General features: G+C 65.6%; 13 protein-coding genes. 6 read left to right on the top strand and 7 right to left on the bottom strand.

Going from position 1 to position 16,174, the window contains the following annotated elements; all coding sequences use genetic code 11:
* Nucleotides 1–18: 18 nt before the first annotated feature.
* The 7 genes from ACNQR1_RS08025 to ACNQR1_RS07995 form a co-directional block, all read right to left on the bottom strand.
* Nucleotides 19–1,170, bottom strand: coding sequence for a CaiB/BaiF CoA transferase family protein (locus ACNQR1_RS08025; RefSeq protein ID WP_418045354.1), 1,152 nt, complete (start codon nucleotides 1,168–1,170; stop codon nucleotides 19–21).
* The gene (locus ACNQR1_RS08020) at nucleotides 1,167–2,087 is read right to left on the bottom strand and encodes an SDR family NAD(P)-dependent oxidoreductase (RefSeq protein ID WP_418045352.1); all 921 of its coding nucleotides are present in this window, start codon (nucleotides 2,085–2,087) and stop codon (nucleotides 1,167–1,169) included. The genes ACNQR1_RS08025 and ACNQR1_RS08020 overlap by 4 nt, the downstream gene beginning before the upstream one ends.
* Nucleotides 2,084–2,914 carry a TauD/TfdA dioxygenase family protein gene (locus ACNQR1_RS08015; protein ID WP_418045350.1) on the bottom strand — a complete coding sequence of 277 codons (831 nt, stop codon included), beginning with the start codon at nucleotides 2,912–2,914 and terminating at the stop codon, nucleotides 2,084–2,086. The genes ACNQR1_RS08020 and ACNQR1_RS08015 overlap by 4 nt, the downstream gene beginning before the upstream one ends.
* Nucleotides 2,911–4,767 carry a flavin-containing monooxygenase gene (locus tag ACNQR1_RS08010; protein WP_418045348.1) on the bottom strand — a complete coding sequence of 619 codons (1,857 nt, stop codon included), beginning with the start codon at nucleotides 4,765–4,767 and terminating at the stop codon, nucleotides 2,911–2,913. Before ACNQR1_RS08010 ends, ACNQR1_RS08015 begins: the two co-directional genes overlap by 4 nt.
* Nucleotides 4,764–5,936 carry an LLM class flavin-dependent oxidoreductase gene (locus ACNQR1_RS08005; protein WP_276128096.1) on the bottom strand — a complete coding sequence of 391 codons (1,173 nt, stop codon included), beginning with the start codon at nucleotides 5,934–5,936 and terminating at the stop codon, nucleotides 4,764–4,766. The genes ACNQR1_RS08010 and ACNQR1_RS08005 overlap by 4 nt, the downstream gene beginning before the upstream one ends.
* Nucleotides 5,937–6,001: 65 nt before the next feature.
* Nucleotides 6,002–7,417, bottom strand: a complete 1,416-nt coding sequence (locus tag ACNQR1_RS08000) for an aromatic ring-hydroxylating oxygenase subunit alpha (protein WP_418045346.1) — start codon at nucleotides 7,415–7,417, stop codon at nucleotides 6,002–6,004.
* Nucleotides 7,417–8,262, bottom strand: coding sequence for an SDR family NAD(P)-dependent oxidoreductase (locus ACNQR1_RS07995; RefSeq protein ID WP_418045344.1), 846 nt, complete (start codon nucleotides 8,260–8,262; stop codon nucleotides 7,417–7,419). Before ACNQR1_RS07995 ends, ACNQR1_RS08000 begins: the two co-directional genes overlap by 1 nt.
* Before the next feature lie 153 nt (nucleotides 8,263–8,415).
* Here ACNQR1_RS07995 and ACNQR1_RS07990 point away from each other — a divergent pair, with 153 nt between their 5' ends.
* The 6 genes from ACNQR1_RS07990 to ACNQR1_RS07965 all read left to right on the top strand — a co-directional run bounded on the left by ACNQR1_RS07990 (nucleotide 8,416) and on the right by ACNQR1_RS07965 (nucleotide 16,169).
* Entirely contained in the window at nucleotides 8,416–10,026 is a 1,611-nt protein-coding gene (locus ACNQR1_RS07990) for an SMP-30/gluconolactonase/LRE family protein (RefSeq protein ID WP_418045342.1), read from the top strand.
* Nucleotides 10,027–10,031: 5 nt separating this feature from the next.
* Complete coding sequence (locus ACNQR1_RS07985; protein WP_418045340.1) at nucleotides 10,032–10,769, top strand: GntR family transcriptional regulator; 738 nt, start codon at nucleotides 10,032–10,034, stop codon at nucleotides 10,767–10,769.
* Between the two features lie 18 nt (nucleotides 10,770–10,787).
* Nucleotides 10,788–12,341 (top strand): AMP-binding protein, encoded by a 1,554-nt coding sequence (locus ACNQR1_RS07980; protein WP_418045338.1) that lies wholly within the window; start codon nucleotides 10,788–10,790, stop codon nucleotides 12,339–12,341.
* Between the two features lies 1 nt (nucleotide 12,342).
* Nucleotides 12,343–13,116 carry an SDR family NAD(P)-dependent oxidoreductase gene (locus tag ACNQR1_RS07975; RefSeq protein WP_418045335.1) on the top strand — a complete coding sequence of 258 codons (774 nt, stop codon included), beginning with the start codon at nucleotides 12,343–12,345 and terminating at the stop codon, nucleotides 13,114–13,116.
* Nucleotides 13,113–14,594 carry an acyl-CoA synthetase gene (locus ACNQR1_RS07970; RefSeq protein WP_418045333.1) on the top strand — a complete coding sequence of 494 codons (1,482 nt, stop codon included), beginning with the start codon at nucleotides 13,113–13,115 and terminating at the stop codon, nucleotides 14,592–14,594. The genes ACNQR1_RS07975 and ACNQR1_RS07970 overlap by 4 nt, the downstream gene beginning before the upstream one ends.
* Nucleotides 14,595–14,753: 159 nt before the next feature.
* The gene (locus ACNQR1_RS07965; protein ID WP_418045331.1) at nucleotides 14,754–16,169 is read left to right on the top strand and encodes a hypothetical protein; all 1,416 of its coding nucleotides are present in this window, start codon (nucleotides 14,754–14,756) and stop codon (nucleotides 16,167–16,169) included.
* The last annotated feature ends 5 nt before the right edge of the window (nucleotides 16,170–16,174 follow it).

Genomic DNA, 16,174 nt, shown 5'->3' with positions numbered 1-16,174 from the left:
TCCTGCTCTGGTCCGCCGTTACCCGGCGATGTCCCGTGGGTCGAGCTCGGCGAGCACCGCGGCGGTATCGGCACCCAGTTCCGGTGCGTACCCGGCCACGTGACCCGGAGTCCGGGAGAACCAGGTGGGCACGCCCGGCATCCGCACCCGGCCGTGCGGGGTGTCGACGGTCTCGAACAGCCCGACGGCGTTGAGGTGCTCGTTCTCGAACAGCGCGTCGGGAGTGAGCATGGGGGCAGCGGGAATCTCCAACTCCGCGAACAGATCCAGCCACTCCGCGGTGGTGCGCTCCTTGAGAGTCTGCGCCACCAGCCCGTACACCGTGTCGATCTGCCGGGCGCGCTGTTCGAGTGTCGCGAACTGTTCGGTGTTCCACGCGGGCTGCACCCGGTCGATGAAGGCGTTCCAGTGCTTGTCGTTGTAGACGAGCGCCGCGATGTGACCGTCCTTGGTCTCGTACGGCTTGCGGTTGGGAGTGACCGCCCTCGGATACACCGCGGGTCCCAGCGGGGGGTCGAACATGGCGCCGTTGGCATGTTCGACCAGCATGAAGGAGGCCATGGTCTCGAACATGCTGACCTCGACCTCCTGGCCCTCGCCGGTGCGCTCCCGGTGGAACAAGGCCATCGTCGTGGCGTACAGCGCGGTCAGTCCGGCCACCTTGTCGGCCATGATGGTGCCCACGTAGGAGGCCTCGCCGGTCAATTGCTGTTGTACCGCGGGCAATCCGCACTCGGCCTGGATGGTGTCGTCGTAGGCCGGCCGGTCGGCGTCCGGGCCGCGCCGGCCATACCCGTAGCAATTGGTGTAGACGATGCCCGGGTTGATCGCGGCCACGTCGTCGTAGCCGAAGCCGAGCTTGGTGATGGCCTTGGCCCGCATCGAGTGGATGAACACGTCGGCGTCGGCGATCAGAGCGCGCAGGTCGGCCTTGCCCTGTTCCGACCGCAGATCCAGCACCACACTGCGCTTGCCGCGGTTGACGTTGACGAAGACGCCGCTCATCCCGGGAGCCGGGCCCACCGAGATGTAACGGGTGTTGTCGCCGGCCGGTGTCTCGACCTTGATGACGTCGGCGCCCATGTCGGCCATGATCTGCGTGCAGTACGGCCCCATCACCATGGCGGTGAGGTCGATGACCCGAACGCCCTGCAGTGGACCGGATGTCATGAGCTGACCCCTTCTGCTGATCGTCCGAAGCTGTAACGGATGTGATCGGCATGACCGTCGGGAACCACCGGGAAGATCACCGGCTCACTTACGTCGCGGATGCGGTCCATCTGCTCGCCGACCTCCTCCACGGTCCACGAGGGCTGGTACACCCCCGGTGATTCGGCGACGACGGCACGGGCGATCCGCCCGGCGATCGCCACGAAGAACTCGCCTGTGACCGAGCAGGATTCGTGCGACAACCAGCCGACGGCAGGGGCCACCAGGTCCGCGCCCATCGGCGGGTACGCCGAGGTGTCCAGGCCCTCGGCCATCCGAGTCACCGCACCCGGAACGATCGCGTTGCACACCACACCGTCGGCGGCGCCTTCCAGCGCCACCACGTTGCACAGACCGAGGATCCCGGCCTTGGCCGCCGCGTAGTTGGCCACCTCATGGTTGCCGTACAGTCCGCCGATCGACGAGGTCAGCACGACGCGGCCGTACCCGGCTTCGCACATCAGTGGAAACGCCGCACGCACAACGTGAAATGCGCCGCGCAGGTGGACGTCGAGCACGGCCTCAAAGTCGTCGTAGCTCATCTCCTTGAGTGAGCCGCGGCGCACGGTGCCCGCGTTGTGGATCAGGATGTCCACGCGACCGAAGCGTTCGACGGCCGCGTCGATGATGGCCCGGCCACCTTCGGGGCTCGCCACCGAATCCGTGACGGCGACGGCTTGCCCACCGGCCGAGACGATCTCGTCGACGACGTCCTGCGCCGGCCCCGAGTCGGTGCCATCCCCGGTCAGACTGCCACCGGGATCATTGACGACGACCTTTGCGCCCCTCGACGCGAGTAACAGGGCGTATTCGCGGCCCAGTCCCCGTCCGGCGCCGGTGATGACGGCGACGCGATCGTCGAATCTGAGTGTGCTCAAGCGAAGGGCTCCTCGCCCTCGAGTTTGGTGCGCTGCAACAGCCGTCCCGACGTCGGGTCATACGGTGTGGCCCGGTGCATGGTTCCGGTGTTGTCCCAGATCACCAGGTCACCGACGGTCCACTTGTGCCGGTAGGTGAAGTCCGGCTGGGTGGCCCAATCCCGAAGCCGCACCAGCAGTTCGGCGCTCTTGCGGAAGTCGATGTCGGTGATGTGCCGTGCGGTGGCACCCAGCACCAGCGACTTGCGGCCGGACTGATGCGTCCACACCAACGGCAGTTCCCGGTCACCGATCGCCATCATCCGGCGCAGCGCCTTCGCGCTGGGTTCCGGGTCGTAGTAGAACAGCGTGTTCCACGCCGAGTGCATCACCCGCAGACCCTCGATCTCGGCCTTGTCCTCATCGGACAGGTCGTCGTAGGCGGCATAGGTGTTGCAGAACTCGGTATCGCCTTCCTCCGGGTTGCCCAGCGCGACGCTCTGCAGCAACGAGGCCAGGATCGGCACCTCGTTCATCGTTCCGTCGATGTGCCAGTACAGCGAGCCCTTGAGATAGTCGGCCTGCTTGTTCACCTCGGTATCGAGAGAGACTTTGTACAGCTTCTCGCCCTGGTGCTCGGGAGCGAACGTGCCCAGGGTTTCGGTGAACGCGATCTGCTCGTCGTCGGTGAACCCGATCTGCGGGAACACCAGTACCCCACGCTGCTCGAGCAGTTCCCGGATCCGCCCGGCGTGCTCCCCCGACAGCAACGCGGCCTTATCGGCCCGGATCTCGGTTCCGATGCGCGGCTTGATATCCCGGGTCTGAAGAGCGGTCGTAGTCGTCATGAGGTGAGCTCTAATCCGTCGAGATCGCCCTTGGCCCGCCAGTCGGCGATCAGCTCGTCGAAGGCGTAGAACCCCGGCGAGTAGAAATCACCGAGGAAAGCGCCGTTGCGTTCGGCGCCACCGCGGCCCTCGTTGTTGTAGTAACCCGGCGTGCACGACAATTCGAACGCCGAGTTGTCGATCGACAGGTCACGGACCGTCGAGACCCAGGCGTCCTGGCCCTCCTGGCTCGGCTCGACCGTGGTGGCGCCCCGGTTCTGCGCCTCGGCGATGATGTAGGCGATGTGCTTGGCCTGCTGTTCGAACATCGCCGTGGTGTTGGCCGACACGCCGCCCTGGATGAAGCCCATGAAGAACTGGTTGGGGAAGCCACGGCTGGTCATCCCGTGCAGGGTCTTGTAGTCGTTCTGCCAGTAGTCGAACAGCTCCAGCCCGTCGCGGCCCTCGATCTTGTCGATCGCGAACCGGCGGCTGATCTCAGTGGAGATCTCGAAGCCGCTAGCGAAAACCACGCAGTCGACCTCGTATTCGACGCCGTCGGCGATAATCCCTTTCTCGGTCAACCGCTCGACACCCTTGGATGCCGAGACGTCCACGAGCGTCACGTTGGGACGGTTGAACGTGGCCAGATAGTGCTCACTGGACGTCGGTCGCTTGCACATGAAGCGGTAGTACGGCTTGAGCGCCTCGGCGGTATCGGGATCCTCGACGATCTCGGCGACCAGACGACGCAGCCGCTCCATGATCTTGAAGTCTTCTTCTTCCCGGAACGCCATGATCTGCTCGATGGTGACCGAGGCCGGGTCCTCGCTCGCCGCAATCCGGGCGGTCAGGTTGCGCCCGAGCTCGGTCCAGAAGTCGCAGACCAGGTCCGGTTCACCGAACACCACACCGACGAACGGTGACCAGTTGTGGAAGTTGCGCTTGCGCTCCTCCTGCCACCCCGGCTGCAGCGACGCGGCCCAGACCGGATCGGTGGGCGGGTTGGTCCGGGCGTCCACCGAGGACGGCGTGCGCTGGAAGACGAAGAGTTCCTTGGCGTCACGGCCGAGGTGAGGTACCAGCTGGATACCGGTTGCGCCGGTGCCGACAAGGGCGACGCGTTTGTCGGCCAGCTTGTGCAGGCCACCGTCGGCGTCGCCGCCCGTGTAGTCGTAATCCCAGCGCGCCGAGTGGAACACGTGCCCGCCCGCGGCCTTGTATTCCTTGATACCGGGGATGCCCGGCAGCTTCGGCACGTTGTAGGAGCCCTGCGCCATGACGACGAATCGGGCTCGGATGTCGTCGCCCCGGTCGGTGCTGATCCGCCACCTCTGCGTCTCGTCCTCCCAACGCAGTTCGCGCACCTGGGTGGAGAACAACGCGCCGTCGTAGAGGCCGAAATGCTTACCGATGTTGCGGCAGTGCTGGAAGATCTCGGCGCCGTCGGCGAACTTCTTGCTCGGCATGAAGTCGAGTTCTTCGAGCAGCGGGATGTAGCAGTAGGCGTCGTTGTCGCACTGGATTCCCGGGAACCGGTTCCAGTACCACACCCCGCCGAAGTCACCCGCCATCTCGATGACCCGGATGCCCTCGACACCGGCCTTCTTCAAGTACGCTCCGGCCAGCAGGCCGGCGAAACCACCGCCGAGGATGACGACGTCGGCGTCCTCGGCGATCGGGTCGCGCTCGGTCACTGTGGTGTAAGGGTCGACCTCGGAGAACTCGGCGAAATCACCGTCCAGTTCCAGGTACTGGTCGCCACCCTCGGGTCGCAGGCGCTTGGCCCGCTCGGCGGCGTACTTCTCCCGGATCGCGTCGACGTCGAAATCGGTTGGGGTTTCGGTGGGCCCGCACGTGTTCGGTTGGGTCATGCGTTGGCCTTCTCCGGGAGCGCGGCCGCGTGCAGGGGGGCGGGCATGTCATGGACCGCGGGCAGCACCTCGGCGGCGAACAGCTTGGTGGACTCCATCGCCTTCTCGTACGGCATGGTGCCGAACTGCGGGACGATGGTGACCTCGCAGAACGAGCACGCCTCCTGGGCGGCCTTGAGCTTCTCGAACACCGTCTCGGGAGTGCCGATCAGCAGGTTGGAGGCGTGGTATCCGGGCGGGCCGCCCTTCTTCTGATTGCCGACCTCCGAGGCCAGCACGGCCGTCGCGCTGGCCTCGCGGGCGGCATAGGCCTCGTAGCCCTTCACGCCTTTGAAATTGGATGCGTCGGCAAAGCCGTAGTGCACGTTGACATCCCGGTTGGCGGTCCAGATCCATTCCTCGGTCTGAGCCACCTCGTCCTCGGAGCCCACGCAGTACATGAACATCACGTTCTTGGGCTGACAGGGCCCCAGGCCCTCCTCGGCACGGAAGGTGTTGACCTTGCGGACCTCCTCACCGGCATCGGTGATCGGCTTGTTGCCCACGAACAGCGGCACCATGCCGCGCCGGGACAGGATCTCCAGCGACTCGGCGGTCGAGGACGAGCTGTAGATGCGGTCGAACAGGTCGGTGCTGATCGGCTCGGGCCGCAACGACATCTCCGGGAACGAGAAGATCTTGCCCTCATAGGAGAACCGCTCACCGGAGAAGGCCAGCTTGAGAATGTCCAGCGTCTCGTTGAAGCGGTCGCGGCTCTCCTCCCGCGGCACGCCGACCGCGGCGAACTCACCCTTGGACACCCCGCGGCCCAGGCCGATCGTGGTGTAGCGCCCGTTGGAGACGATGTCGAGGTAGGCGATCTGGGTGGCGAGCCGGATCGGGTTCCACCACGGCACCACCGCCACGAACGTACCCAGGCTGACCCGCTCGGTGCGTCCGGCGAAGTAGGTCAGGGCCTGAATCGGGTTGGGCGTCATGCCATATGGCGTGCCGTGGTGCTCGGGGAACCAGATCCCGTCGAAGCCGAGCGGCTCGGCGAGGTCGCCGAGGGCCAGCGCGGCCTGCACGCACTGGTAGTCCGGGGTGGCCGGCGGGGTGCTGAAGTCACCGGCGAGCACGCGCTCCCAGTCGTGGGAGTTCTGCGCTCCCGTACCCAGATTGACCTTCATGTTGTCTCCTTGTTGGGCGATTTGTGCACGTCCAGCGGCGTTGGGCGCCGGTGGATGTGCACAAATCACTGGATGTCGGTGGGCGCTCCGGTGCCCATGTACTTGGAAAGTTGGTAATGCAGGTTGACCGTGCTGCGTTCGCGGTAGGGATTCGGCAGAGTTCCGGGGAAGCCTGCCGATTTCATCCCCTGTTGCACCGCCGCCATGTTCGAGAAATCCTGCGGCAGCACCGACAACCAGTTCGGTGAATCCTTCGGGGTGTAGGCCCATTCGGTCTCCGGCTCTTCGCCTTTCGGGTACAGCTCGAAGACAGCGACCTCGAAGATGCACTTGTCCGGGTTGTAACTCGGATCGGGCCGTGCGGCATAGCACAGCGCGCTGGTCAGGCCCTGCCCCACTTGGAAGTTCGGGAAGATCTGCCAGGCCGTGCCGCTCTGCCCGAGGATGTCGGGCGGGATGGTCGGCCAGGTCACGCCACGCGCCTCGTCATCGCGGCGCGCCGAGGCCAGCCAGTGCTGCAGCACCTCGTCGGCGGGCGTGCCCTCGGGCAGCTCGTCTACGAGCCGCTTGGCTGCGTTCACCAAGGTCTTCGTCGTCGTCGCGTTGGTCTCTTCCATGGTGTAGACCTGCATCTCGGCAGTGGAGATGCGTGGATCACCGATTCCCAGACGGATCTTGGACTTGGTCTCGTCCAGGCCCTTCGGCGCGTCGTAGCCGATGTTGCTGTGCTTGCCCTGCGCCTTGGCCCAGCCCTTGAACTCGCCGAACTTGTTGAACTCCGGGTGCGTGGTGAACACGTGGTAGGTCTCGTTGAAGGCCTCCATCGCGACCTTCCAGTTGCAGTCGAAGTACAACCATTTGCGCCACTTGTAGCGCATGTTCTCCAGACCGAACGGGTCGAGGATCTTGGCCGCCGGCATCAGGTAGTCGGCCAGCGATTCGCAGTCCGGATCCATGTTGATGAACAGCCACCCGCCCCAGGTGTCCACCTGCACTGGAGCGAGATGGGTATTGCGCGGGGTGAGTTTGCCCTGCCAGTCGTCCTGTTCCCGGATGTGCGTGCAGGTTCCGTCGAGACCGTAGGTCCAGCCGTGGAATCCGCAGACGAAGGACTTCCGCGCCCGGCCGGTCGCGTTCTTGGCGCCCTCAGGGTTGTCGATGAGCTTGCGTCCGCGGTGCATGCAGACGTTGTGGTGGGCAGTGAACTCATTTGGGCCCGTGCGCACGACGATGATGGAGTCATCGAGGATGTCGTAGGTCAGGTAGCTTCCGATCTCGGGAATCTCCTCGACCCGGCCGACCTGCTGCCAGACCTTGCGCCACAGTCGATCTCGTTCGGCGCGAGCGTAACTCTCGGAGATGTAGGCCTCGACCGGGATGGTGGTCGGCTGCGACAAGTCCTCGGCGATCTCTCCGCTCGCGCCATCCGGTTCGGCGTCGACCTCCAACGTGGCGTCGAGATGGGATTCGGTATGCGCCATCAGATCCTCCTGATCGCTTCGCGGAAGTCGTTGTCCTTGAGGAACAACGAGGTGTTGTCGGCACCGAGATGGGTCCAGCGCAGGTTGAGCCCGCCGTCAACCAGGATGGTCTGGCCGGTGATATAGCTCGACAGATCCGAGAGCAGGAACAGGATGGCCCCGGCCTGCTCTTCGGGAGTACCGCGGCGGCCCATCGCGATCGCCCGCTGGTCCCGCTCGGGGTCGGCATCGACATAGGTTGCCGAGGCGGCGGTTTCGGTCACACCCGGGGCGACAGCATTGACCCGGATGCCTTCGGCGGCCAGCTCTGCGGCCATGGTCCGGGTGGCCGCCACGATCGCGGCCTTCGCGGTGCCGTAGGCGACGTGATATGGCGCGGTGTTCATCCCGCTGATCGAGGACACCGACACGATCGAGCCCCGGGTCCCCTGGCTGCGGATCTCAGCTGCCACAGCCTGGCTCATGAAGAACATGGTCTCCAGGTTCGCGGCGAACAGCTCGCGCCAGTCGGCCCGCGAGACCCGGGTGGCCGGCATCCAGGTGGACGGCGCCGCACCACCGGCGACATTCACCAGCCCGTACAGCGTCCCTTCGGCGGCCCGGGCCGCGTCGAGCACCGTCGCGATGCCCTCATCGGTGGAGGCGTCGGCGGCGACCGTCACCACGTTCAGTCCCTTGTCCGCCAACGGTGCGACGTGGGTGTCGAGGTTGTCCTGCGACCGGCTCACCGCCACCACCGTGGCGCCGGCCTCGGCTGCCATCCGCGTGACGGTGGTGCCGATGCCGCCGCCACCGGCGCCCGACACCACCACAACCCGGCCGTCCAAGCTCAGGGAACTGTCCATCCGCACCCCAATCGGCTTAATTGTCCGGACAACAAATGACGATCTTCATATTGGAGAACACTATTCCCCAGCACTTATTCAACCGTCAAGGGTCGATCCGAGGTTTTCGGCGGCTATTGTCTGGACTACGGCGAGTTGCTAACGTCCGAGGTCATGAGCGCCCTATCGGCAAATCCCGGCATCGCCAACGCGAGGTACACCGCAAACCCGTCCGTCGCCGAGAACTGGACGCTTCAGCAGGTCACGGGCCCCAGCAGGCTGTTCGGCGCGAACGGCCTGCGCACCGGACCCGATGGCCGGATCTACGTCGCCCAGGTCACCGGCAGCCAGATCAGCGCACTCGACGTGGAAACCGGACAGCTCGAAACCATCAGCGCCAAGGGCGGCGACATCATCGCCCCCGACGACGTCGCGTTCGACCCGAGCGGCAACCTGTATGCCACCGAGGTGATGGACGGCCGGGTCAGCGTGCGCGCCGCGGACGGCACCACCCGCGTCCTGCGCGATGACATCCCCTCCGCGAACGGCATCACCTTCCATCAGGGACGGCTGTTCGTCGGAGAATGCCGCGAGGGTGGCCGGCTCATGGAGTTCGACCTGGCCGGCGGCGCTCCGCGCATCCTGCTGGAGAACGTGCCCTCGCCCAACGCCATGGAGGTGGGCCCCGACGGGATGCTGTATTTCCCGGTGATGGGCGCGAACGAGATCTGGCGCATCGACCCCAACGGCGGTGAGCCCCAGGTGGTGGCCGGCGGGCTCGGGGTACCGGACTCGGTCAAGTTCGACGCCGACGGCTATATCGTCTCCACGCAGGTGGCCAGCGGCCAGGTACTGCGCATCGACCCGCGCAACGGCGAGCAGACGCTGCTGGCCCAGCTCAACCCCGGCTTGGACAACTGCACCTTCGTCGACGGCCGCCTGTTCGTCTCGAATTTCACCGGTGAGATCACCGAGATCTCGTCGGGCGGCACCCGGGCGCTGCTGACGGGTGGGCTCAATTGGCCGCTGGATCTGACCGTCGGCGTCGACGGCGACCTTTACGTCGCCGACGGCACCTACTTCTACCGGGTCGGCCCCGGCGGTGACCTGCAGACCGTCGCGATGCTGTTCTCCCCCGGCTATCCCGGCTTCCTGCGTGGGCTGACCGCCTCGGGCCCGGGAGAATTCATCGTCACCACTGCCGCCGACACGGTCGCACGCTTCCGCCCCGGGGCAGCCGACGAGGAGGTGAGCCAGGTTCTTGCCAGTGGCATCGACCAGCCCTACGGCGTGGCGCAGGCCCCCGACGGTTCGGTGGTGGTCGTCGAACAGGGTGCGGGGCGGCTACTTTCGGTGCGCGACGGATCGGTCAGTGTCCTGGCCTCCGGCCTCGACACCCCGGTCGGGGTGGTGATCGGACCCGACGGCGCACCGCTGGTGTCGGTGGCCGGTGCCGTTCTCCGGGTGAGCGACGGGAGCGCCGAGCGAGTGGTCGACGGATTGCACACGCCGCACGGCATTCTCGTGCGCGACGGCGTTCTCTACATCGTCGACTCGGGCAGCAAGGAGCTCATCGGCCACGACCTGAGCGATGCGGGCCGCACCACGATCGCCACCGGGCTGCCCGTCGGCCCGCCGCCCGGTGTGACCCCCAAACCGCTCAAGGGCATGCCGCCGTTCTCCGGCCCGCAGGGCCCGTTCGCCGGGATCACCGCGGGAACCGATGGGACGCTCTACATCTCGGGCGATGGCGACGGCAGCGTCCTGGCGCTGCGCAGAGGCTGACACCGATGACTGTTACGCCGGCCGACCACCGTTACCTGCAGGTCGCACGCACCCTGCGCAAGGAGATCGTCGACGGGGTTTACCCGGTGGGCTCCCAGTTGCCCACCGAACACGAACTGTGCGAGCGCTTCGAGGTCAGCCGCTACACCGTGCGGGAGGCGCTGCGGCGGCTGCGCGACGACAACCTCGTCACCTCACGTCCGCGGGCCGGCACCACGGTGGCCCAGCGAGCCGCGACCAATACCTATGCGCAGGACGTGGTCTCGATCAACGACCTGCTGGCCTTCGCGACCGGCGCCCAGTTCACGATCGAGTCCAATGCCATGGTCACGATCGACGGCGAGTTGGCCGAACGCACCGGACTCCCGCTCGGTGAGCAATGGCTGGCGGTCCGCGGCTACCGGCAGGCCGACGGCGACCCGGCCCCGGTGTGCCGCACCGAGTACTACGTCAACCGCAGCTTCGCCGCGGTGGGGCGGCTGCTGCAACGGCACTCCGGGCCGATCTTCCCACTGATCGAGGATCTGTTCGGAGTCAGCATCGTCGAAGTGCACCAGGAGATCTCAGCGATCGTCACATCGCCCGAGCTCGCCGCGGGGCTCAAGGTCACCGCAGGCACCGCGGCGCTGCAGATGCAACGGACCTACACCACCTCCGACGGCGAGATCGCTCAGGTCACCGTCAACACTCACCCGTCCGACCGGTTCCGCCACTCCATGACGATGCGCCGGGTCAAGGGCTGAGGCGCGGTGCGAAATCTGGTGCGACGGGACCAGGCGCGTGCGGCCGACGCCTACGCCCGAGGCCTGTGGGTGTCCACCACCCTGGCCGACGCCCTGACCGACGCGGCGCGTGACACCCCTGACCGGGCATTGGTGGTCGACGGTGAGATCACCCTGACAGCCCGCGAATTGCACGATCGGGCCCGGGCACTGGCGTTGCAGCTCACCGACTGGATGCCGGTGGGCAGCGTGGTGTCCTTCATGCTGCCCAACTGGCACGAGGCCGCGATCATCTACCTCGGCGCCACGCTGGCAGGGATGGTGGTCAACCCGATCCTGCCCTCGCTGCGCGACCGGGAGCTGTGCTTCATCCTCGACGACGCGCACAGCCGCGCGATCTTCATCCCCTCCCGGTTCGGCAACCACGACTATGCCGCGATGCTCACCCGGGTGTGCAGTCAGATGGTCACGCCACCGGAAGTGGTGGTGCTGCGCGGCGATCCGGGCCCGCACCGCGCATTCGACGCGGTGCCGCCCGCGCCCGACCGAGACCTGCCCACCCTCGATCCGGACGACGTCCGCATGATCATGTACACCTCCGGCACCACCGGGCGCCCCAAAGGAGTGCTGCACAGCCACAACTCGATCAACGCGCTGATCCTGCAGTTGCGCGAGCATTGGATGATCGATCCCGGCGACACCTTCCTGGTGCCCTCCCCCATCGCCCATATCGGCGGCTCCATCTACGCCTTCGAATGCCCCTTGCTGGTGGGCAGCACCGCGGTGTTGATGGAGCGCTGGAACGCCGAGGACGGCGTGGCTCTGATGACCGACCGCAAGTGCACCCACATGGCCGGGGCCACACCGTTTCTAGAGCAGCTGCTGGGTGCCGCCGAACGATCCGGTACCGGGCTACCCGATCTCAAGGTGTTCATCTGCGGTGGAGCATCGGTGCCACCGTCGCTCATCCGCCGGGCGTCGGACTACTTCGACCGGGCCGTGGTCAGCCGGGTCTACGGCTCCACCGAGCTGCCGGTGACCACCGTCGGCTCACTGACCCCCGGTAGCGTCGAGCACGCCGCCGAGACCGACGGTCGTCCCGGGATCGCCGAGATCCGGCTGGTCTCCGGGGAGATCCGGGCCCGGGGTCCCCAGATGCTGCTCGGCTATCTGCACTCCGAGGACGAGATCGAATCCTTTGACGAGGACGGCTTTTTCCGCACCGGCGACCTGGGCCGATGGGTGGACGGGGACTACCTGCAGGTGACCGGGCGGGCCAAGGACCTCATCATCCGCAACGGCGAGAACATCTCCCCCAAGGAAGTCGAGGACCTCCTGGTCGGTCAACTCGGCATCATCGAGGCGGCCGTGGTCGGCCTGCCCGACGACCGCACCGGGGAACGTGCCTGCGCGGTACTGGTGACCGCCGACGGCCGGCGCCCCGGCGTGGCCGACCTGGGCCGGGTCCTTGCCGACCATGGGCTGGCTCGATTCAAGACGCCTGAACGGGTCGAGATCTGGGATGCCCTGCCGAAGAACGATGCGGGCAAAGTGTTGAAACATCACATCCGAGCACGGTTGAAGGGCGAATAGAATGCAGGTCGCGATCGTCACCGGAGCCAGCAGCGGCATCGGATTCGGCTGTGCCACCACGCTTGCCGAGGCGGGCATGGCGGTGCTCGGAACCGGGCGCGACGAGGACCGGCTCGCCGAGCTCGAACGGGCAGTGGGCGACCCGGACCGGATCGCGACCCTGGCTGTCGACCTGACCGCCGATGACGCACCACAGCGCATCGTCGAGGCGGCACTGTCCCGCTGGGGCCGGATCGACTTCCTGATCAACAACGCCGGCATCGGCAGCCCCAAGCCCCTGCACGAGACCGACGACGAAACCCTGGACCGCTTCCTGGGGATCATGCTGCGGGCACCGTTCCGGCTGGCGCGAGATGTACTGCCGCACATGGAGCCTGGCTCGGCCATCATCAATGTCACCTCGACATTCGCCGTGGTCGGCGGACTGCGTGGCGGCGCCTACTCGGCGGCCAAGGGCGGGCTGACCGCGCTGACCACCCACATCGCCTGCCAGTACGGCGCGCAGGGCATCCGGTGCAACGCGGTCGCCCCCGGCGTCACCGTCACCCCCATGGTCGAGCAACGTCTCAACGATCCGGGCTTCCGCAAGATGCAGACCGAGATGACCCCGCACACCCGACTGGGCCGGATCGAGGACATCGCCGCCACCGTGGCCTTCCTGTGCTCCGACGGTGGCAGCTTCATCAACGGGCAGACCATCGTGGTCGACGGTGGCTGGAGCTCGACGAAGTACCTGTCGGAGTTCGGACTTCAGTCGGAATGGATTGCTCGATGAACGTTTTCGCGGTGCTCGATCAAGCCGCAGCCCGGTTCGGCGACCGGGGCGCGGTCTTCCTGGGTGAACGTCAACTGCTCACCTGGACGGAGTTACGCGACCGGGTGCTGCGGCTCGCCACCTCACTGAAGGCACTCGGCGATCGCGGCACCCGCGTCGCCGTCGCTAGCGAGAACCGACCCGAGATCGTCGAGCTGATGTTCGCCATCTGGGCGGCCGAGTGCGTGTTCGTGCCGGTCAACTACAAGCTGCATCCCCGCGAGATGGCCGACATCCTGACCGATTCCGGTGCGGCCCAGGTGTTCGCGTCGGCCAAGATCGCCGACGGCCTGGCCACGGCCACCGACGTGCCCGTCGAGACCATCGGCAGTCAGGACTACGCGGGCCGGTTCGACGCCGAGCCCGCTGCCCCACCGAGCACCGATCCCGGCTCGTTGGCCTGGCTGTTCTACACCAGCGGCACCACCGGAAAATCCAAGGGCGCCATGCTGTCCCACCGCAACCTGATGGCGATGACGGTGGCGCATCTTGCCGATTTCGACGACCCGGACCAGAACTGCAGCCTGATCCACGGCGCCCCGATGTCACACGGCTCAGGTCTGTACATCCCGCCCTACGTGCTGCGCGGCGCCCGTCAGGTGGTGCCCCAATCCGCCGCGTTCGAACCCGACGAATTCCTGGACCTGTGCGGCCACCACCCCGGCAGCAGCGCGTTTCTGGCTCCGACCATGGTGCAACGCCTGATCCAGACGGGCAGGCCCCGCCCCGAGAACCTGAAGACCGTGGTCTACGGCGGCGGACCGATGTACGTCGACAGCCTCAAGAAGGCTCTGGCCGCCTACGGTGCGATCTTCGTGCAGCTCTACGGACAGGGCGAAGCGCCGATGACGATCACCGGGTTGCGTCGCGTGGACCACGTCGGAGCGGACGACGCGACGCTGGGCTCGGTCGGATATCCGCGTTCGGGCGTCGAGGTGGCCGTGCTGAACGACGACGGAACGCACGCCGCCGTCGACGAGATCGGCGAGATCGTCTGCCGCGGCGACGTCGTCATGTCGGGCTACTGGAACAACCCGACCGCCACCGCCGCCACGCTCAAGGACGGCTGGCTGCACACCGGGGACATGGGTTCCTTCGATGCGCGCGGCTACCTCACCCTGCGCGACCGCTCCAAGGACGTGGTGATCAGCGGGGGCAGCAACATCTATCCCCGCGAGGTGGAGGAAGCGCTGCTGGAACACCCCGATGTGGTGGAGGCCGGCGTGGTCGGCGCCCCCGATGCGGATTGGGGCGAGGTGGTGGTCGCCTTTGTGGTGGGCTCCGGAACAGGCAAAGTCGACGCCGCCACCCTGGATGCCCACCTGCTGGAACGCATCGCCCGGTTCAAACGGCCCAAGCGCTACGAGTTCATCGATGCCCTGCCGAAGAACAGCTACGGCAAGGTGCTCAAACGCGAACTGCGGGAGCGGCTGGCCTAGCTCGGCCTAGTGCTTTTGGTGCACCCGAAAGACAAACGCGTCGTCGGTTAGCACAACTGGCTGCCGATAGGTGTCCGCAACGCTAAATTCTTGCCAGCAGCGCTTCGTCCCCGACGTACTGCGCCTCAACCACACTGCTCGGTAAGCGAGGACCGCGTAATGCTCTTGCGTAAGAAGGCTGCCACACTTGCCGACCGCGTCATTGAAGCTGCCAACCATGGTGTCCCGCTGACGCTGACGGACCATCGGCCGACATACGCTCATAGCGGCAACACCATTGCCGCATCCGTCGTTCATGACGCAGTTACCGGAGAAAAGAAGAGTCTGCACAGGCGCGGACTGCAACTGGCCGGCTTCTACATCGATGGCGACGTCGATCTGTCGTTCTTGAGCTGGCAAGGACAGTTGTCACTCGTGAACTGCTATATCAACGGCAGCGTGATCCTTGACTATGCGAGGCCGGTCGGGGAGATCCGGCTGGACGGCAGTATGGTTCGCCGGGTGAGCGCGCGGTCGGCAACGATCGACGGAAACTTCTTCTTGCGAGATGGATTTCACGCCGACGAAGGCATTTACGCTATCGGCCTCACCGTCAAGAATTCAATCAGTATGCGCCACGCGAGGATTGTGGCTCCGCGAGAACCAGCGACTCGGATGGCAGTTGAGATCTTCCGGGGCAGATTCGGCGACGTCTTCCTTCATCACGCGACGTTCGAAGGCGGTATCTACGCCGCCGGGATCACAGTCGAGCGAAACATCCGACTTCAAGCCAGTAGGTTGACCTCCAGAACTGAGATGGGCTGGCCACACAACGGCGCTGAGTTCAAAGGTGCTGTCACACTCGCCGGAAGCGAGGTTAAAGGTTCTATCTATCTGTCAACCGCGTCCACTCGCAACCAGTTGATCGCCAACGACGCCATCAGTCTCAGCGCAACCAACTGCAACCAGGTATTTCTCGATGCCGAGTTACTCACGGCGTGCGCCTTCCACATCGATGGCTTCCGATACTCTCGGCTTCGCGGAATCGAAGGCGCACAACTTCTTCAGTGGCTGAACAGCCACAAGACGGTCCAACGCAATGCCTACACACAGCTCGCCGAACATTGCCGAAACGTTGGCGATCTGTCGTGCCAGCGAAAGGTGTTGCTCTCCCTCGAAAGGAAGATCACCCAGAACCTTCCGCGGTGGTCGCCTACCAGGCTGATGAGGTCGCTGCACGACGGCCTCATCGGTTACGGTTACCTGGCATCCAAAGCGATTCCATGGCTCTTGATGACAGTTGCCCTGGCCAGCGTCGTAATCCATAGCGGTAGGCAATTCGTCTATTACCGGCCCAGGAATGCGGGCGGAACACTGTCGCAAACCAGACCCAACTGGCATGACAGTTTCGCGATCACCATCGACAACTTTCTGCCCTTCGCCTCGCTGGGGGTGAAAGAATCCTGGGTTGTCATCTTGGACACGCTGCAGCAATGGCCGTGGTTCTTGGTGTTCCTGCTGCTGAAGTTCGCCGCATGGGCTCTGGCGGCGCTCGCGTTGGTGTCCTTCACGTCAGCTGTACGAAAAGTGTCCTAACCCGT

The sequence above is a fragment of the Mycobacterium sp. 48b genome, from assembly GCF_048282725.1.
Classification (GTDB): Bacteria; Actinomycetota; Actinomycetes; order Mycobacteriales; family Mycobacteriaceae; genus Mycobacterium.
This window is presented reverse-complemented; position numbering and strand designations above follow the sequence as displayed.

Bases quoted from the DNA above. Each gene is read 5' to 3' on its own strand.
- ACNQR1_RS08025 (WP_418045354.1), bottom strand. From the start codon at position 1,170: ATGACATCCGGTCCACTGCAGGGCGTTCGGGTCATCGACCTCACCGCC.
- ACNQR1_RS08015 (WP_418045350.1), bottom strand. From the start codon at position 2,914: ATGACGACTACGACCGCTCTTCAGACCCGGGATATCAAGCCGCGCATC.
- ACNQR1_RS08010 (WP_418045348.1), bottom strand. From the start codon at position 4,767: ATGACCCAACCGAACACGTGCGGGCCCACCGAAACCCCAACCGATTTC.
- ACNQR1_RS08005 (WP_276128096.1), bottom strand. From the start codon at position 5,936: ATGAAGGTCAATCTGGGTACGGGAGCGCAGAACTCCCACGACTGGGAG.
- ACNQR1_RS08000 (WP_418045346.1), bottom strand. From the start codon at position 7,417: ATGGCGCATACCGAATCCCATCTCGACGCCACGTTGGAGGTCGACGCC.
- ACNQR1_RS07995 (WP_418045344.1), bottom strand. From the start codon at position 8,262: ATGGACAGTTCCCTGAGCTTGGACGGCCGGGTTGTGGTGGTGTCGGGC.
- ACNQR1_RS07990 (WP_418045342.1), top strand. From the start codon at position 8,416: ATGAGCGCCCTATCGGCAAATCCCGGCATCGCCAACGCGAGGTACACC.
- ACNQR1_RS07985 (WP_418045340.1), top strand. From the start codon at position 10,032: ATGACTGTTACGCCGGCCGACCACCGTTACCTGCAGGTCGCACGCACC.
- ACNQR1_RS07975 (WP_418045335.1), top strand. From the start codon at position 12,343: ATGCAGGTCGCGATCGTCACCGGAGCCAGCAGCGGCATCGGATTCGGC.
- ACNQR1_RS07970 (WP_418045333.1), top strand. From the start codon at position 13,113: ATGAACGTTTTCGCGGTGCTCGATCAAGCCGCAGCCCGGTTCGGCGAC.
- ACNQR1_RS07965 (WP_418045331.1), top strand. From the start codon at position 14,754: ATGCTCTTGCGTAAGAAGGCTGCCACACTTGCCGACCGCGTCATTGAA.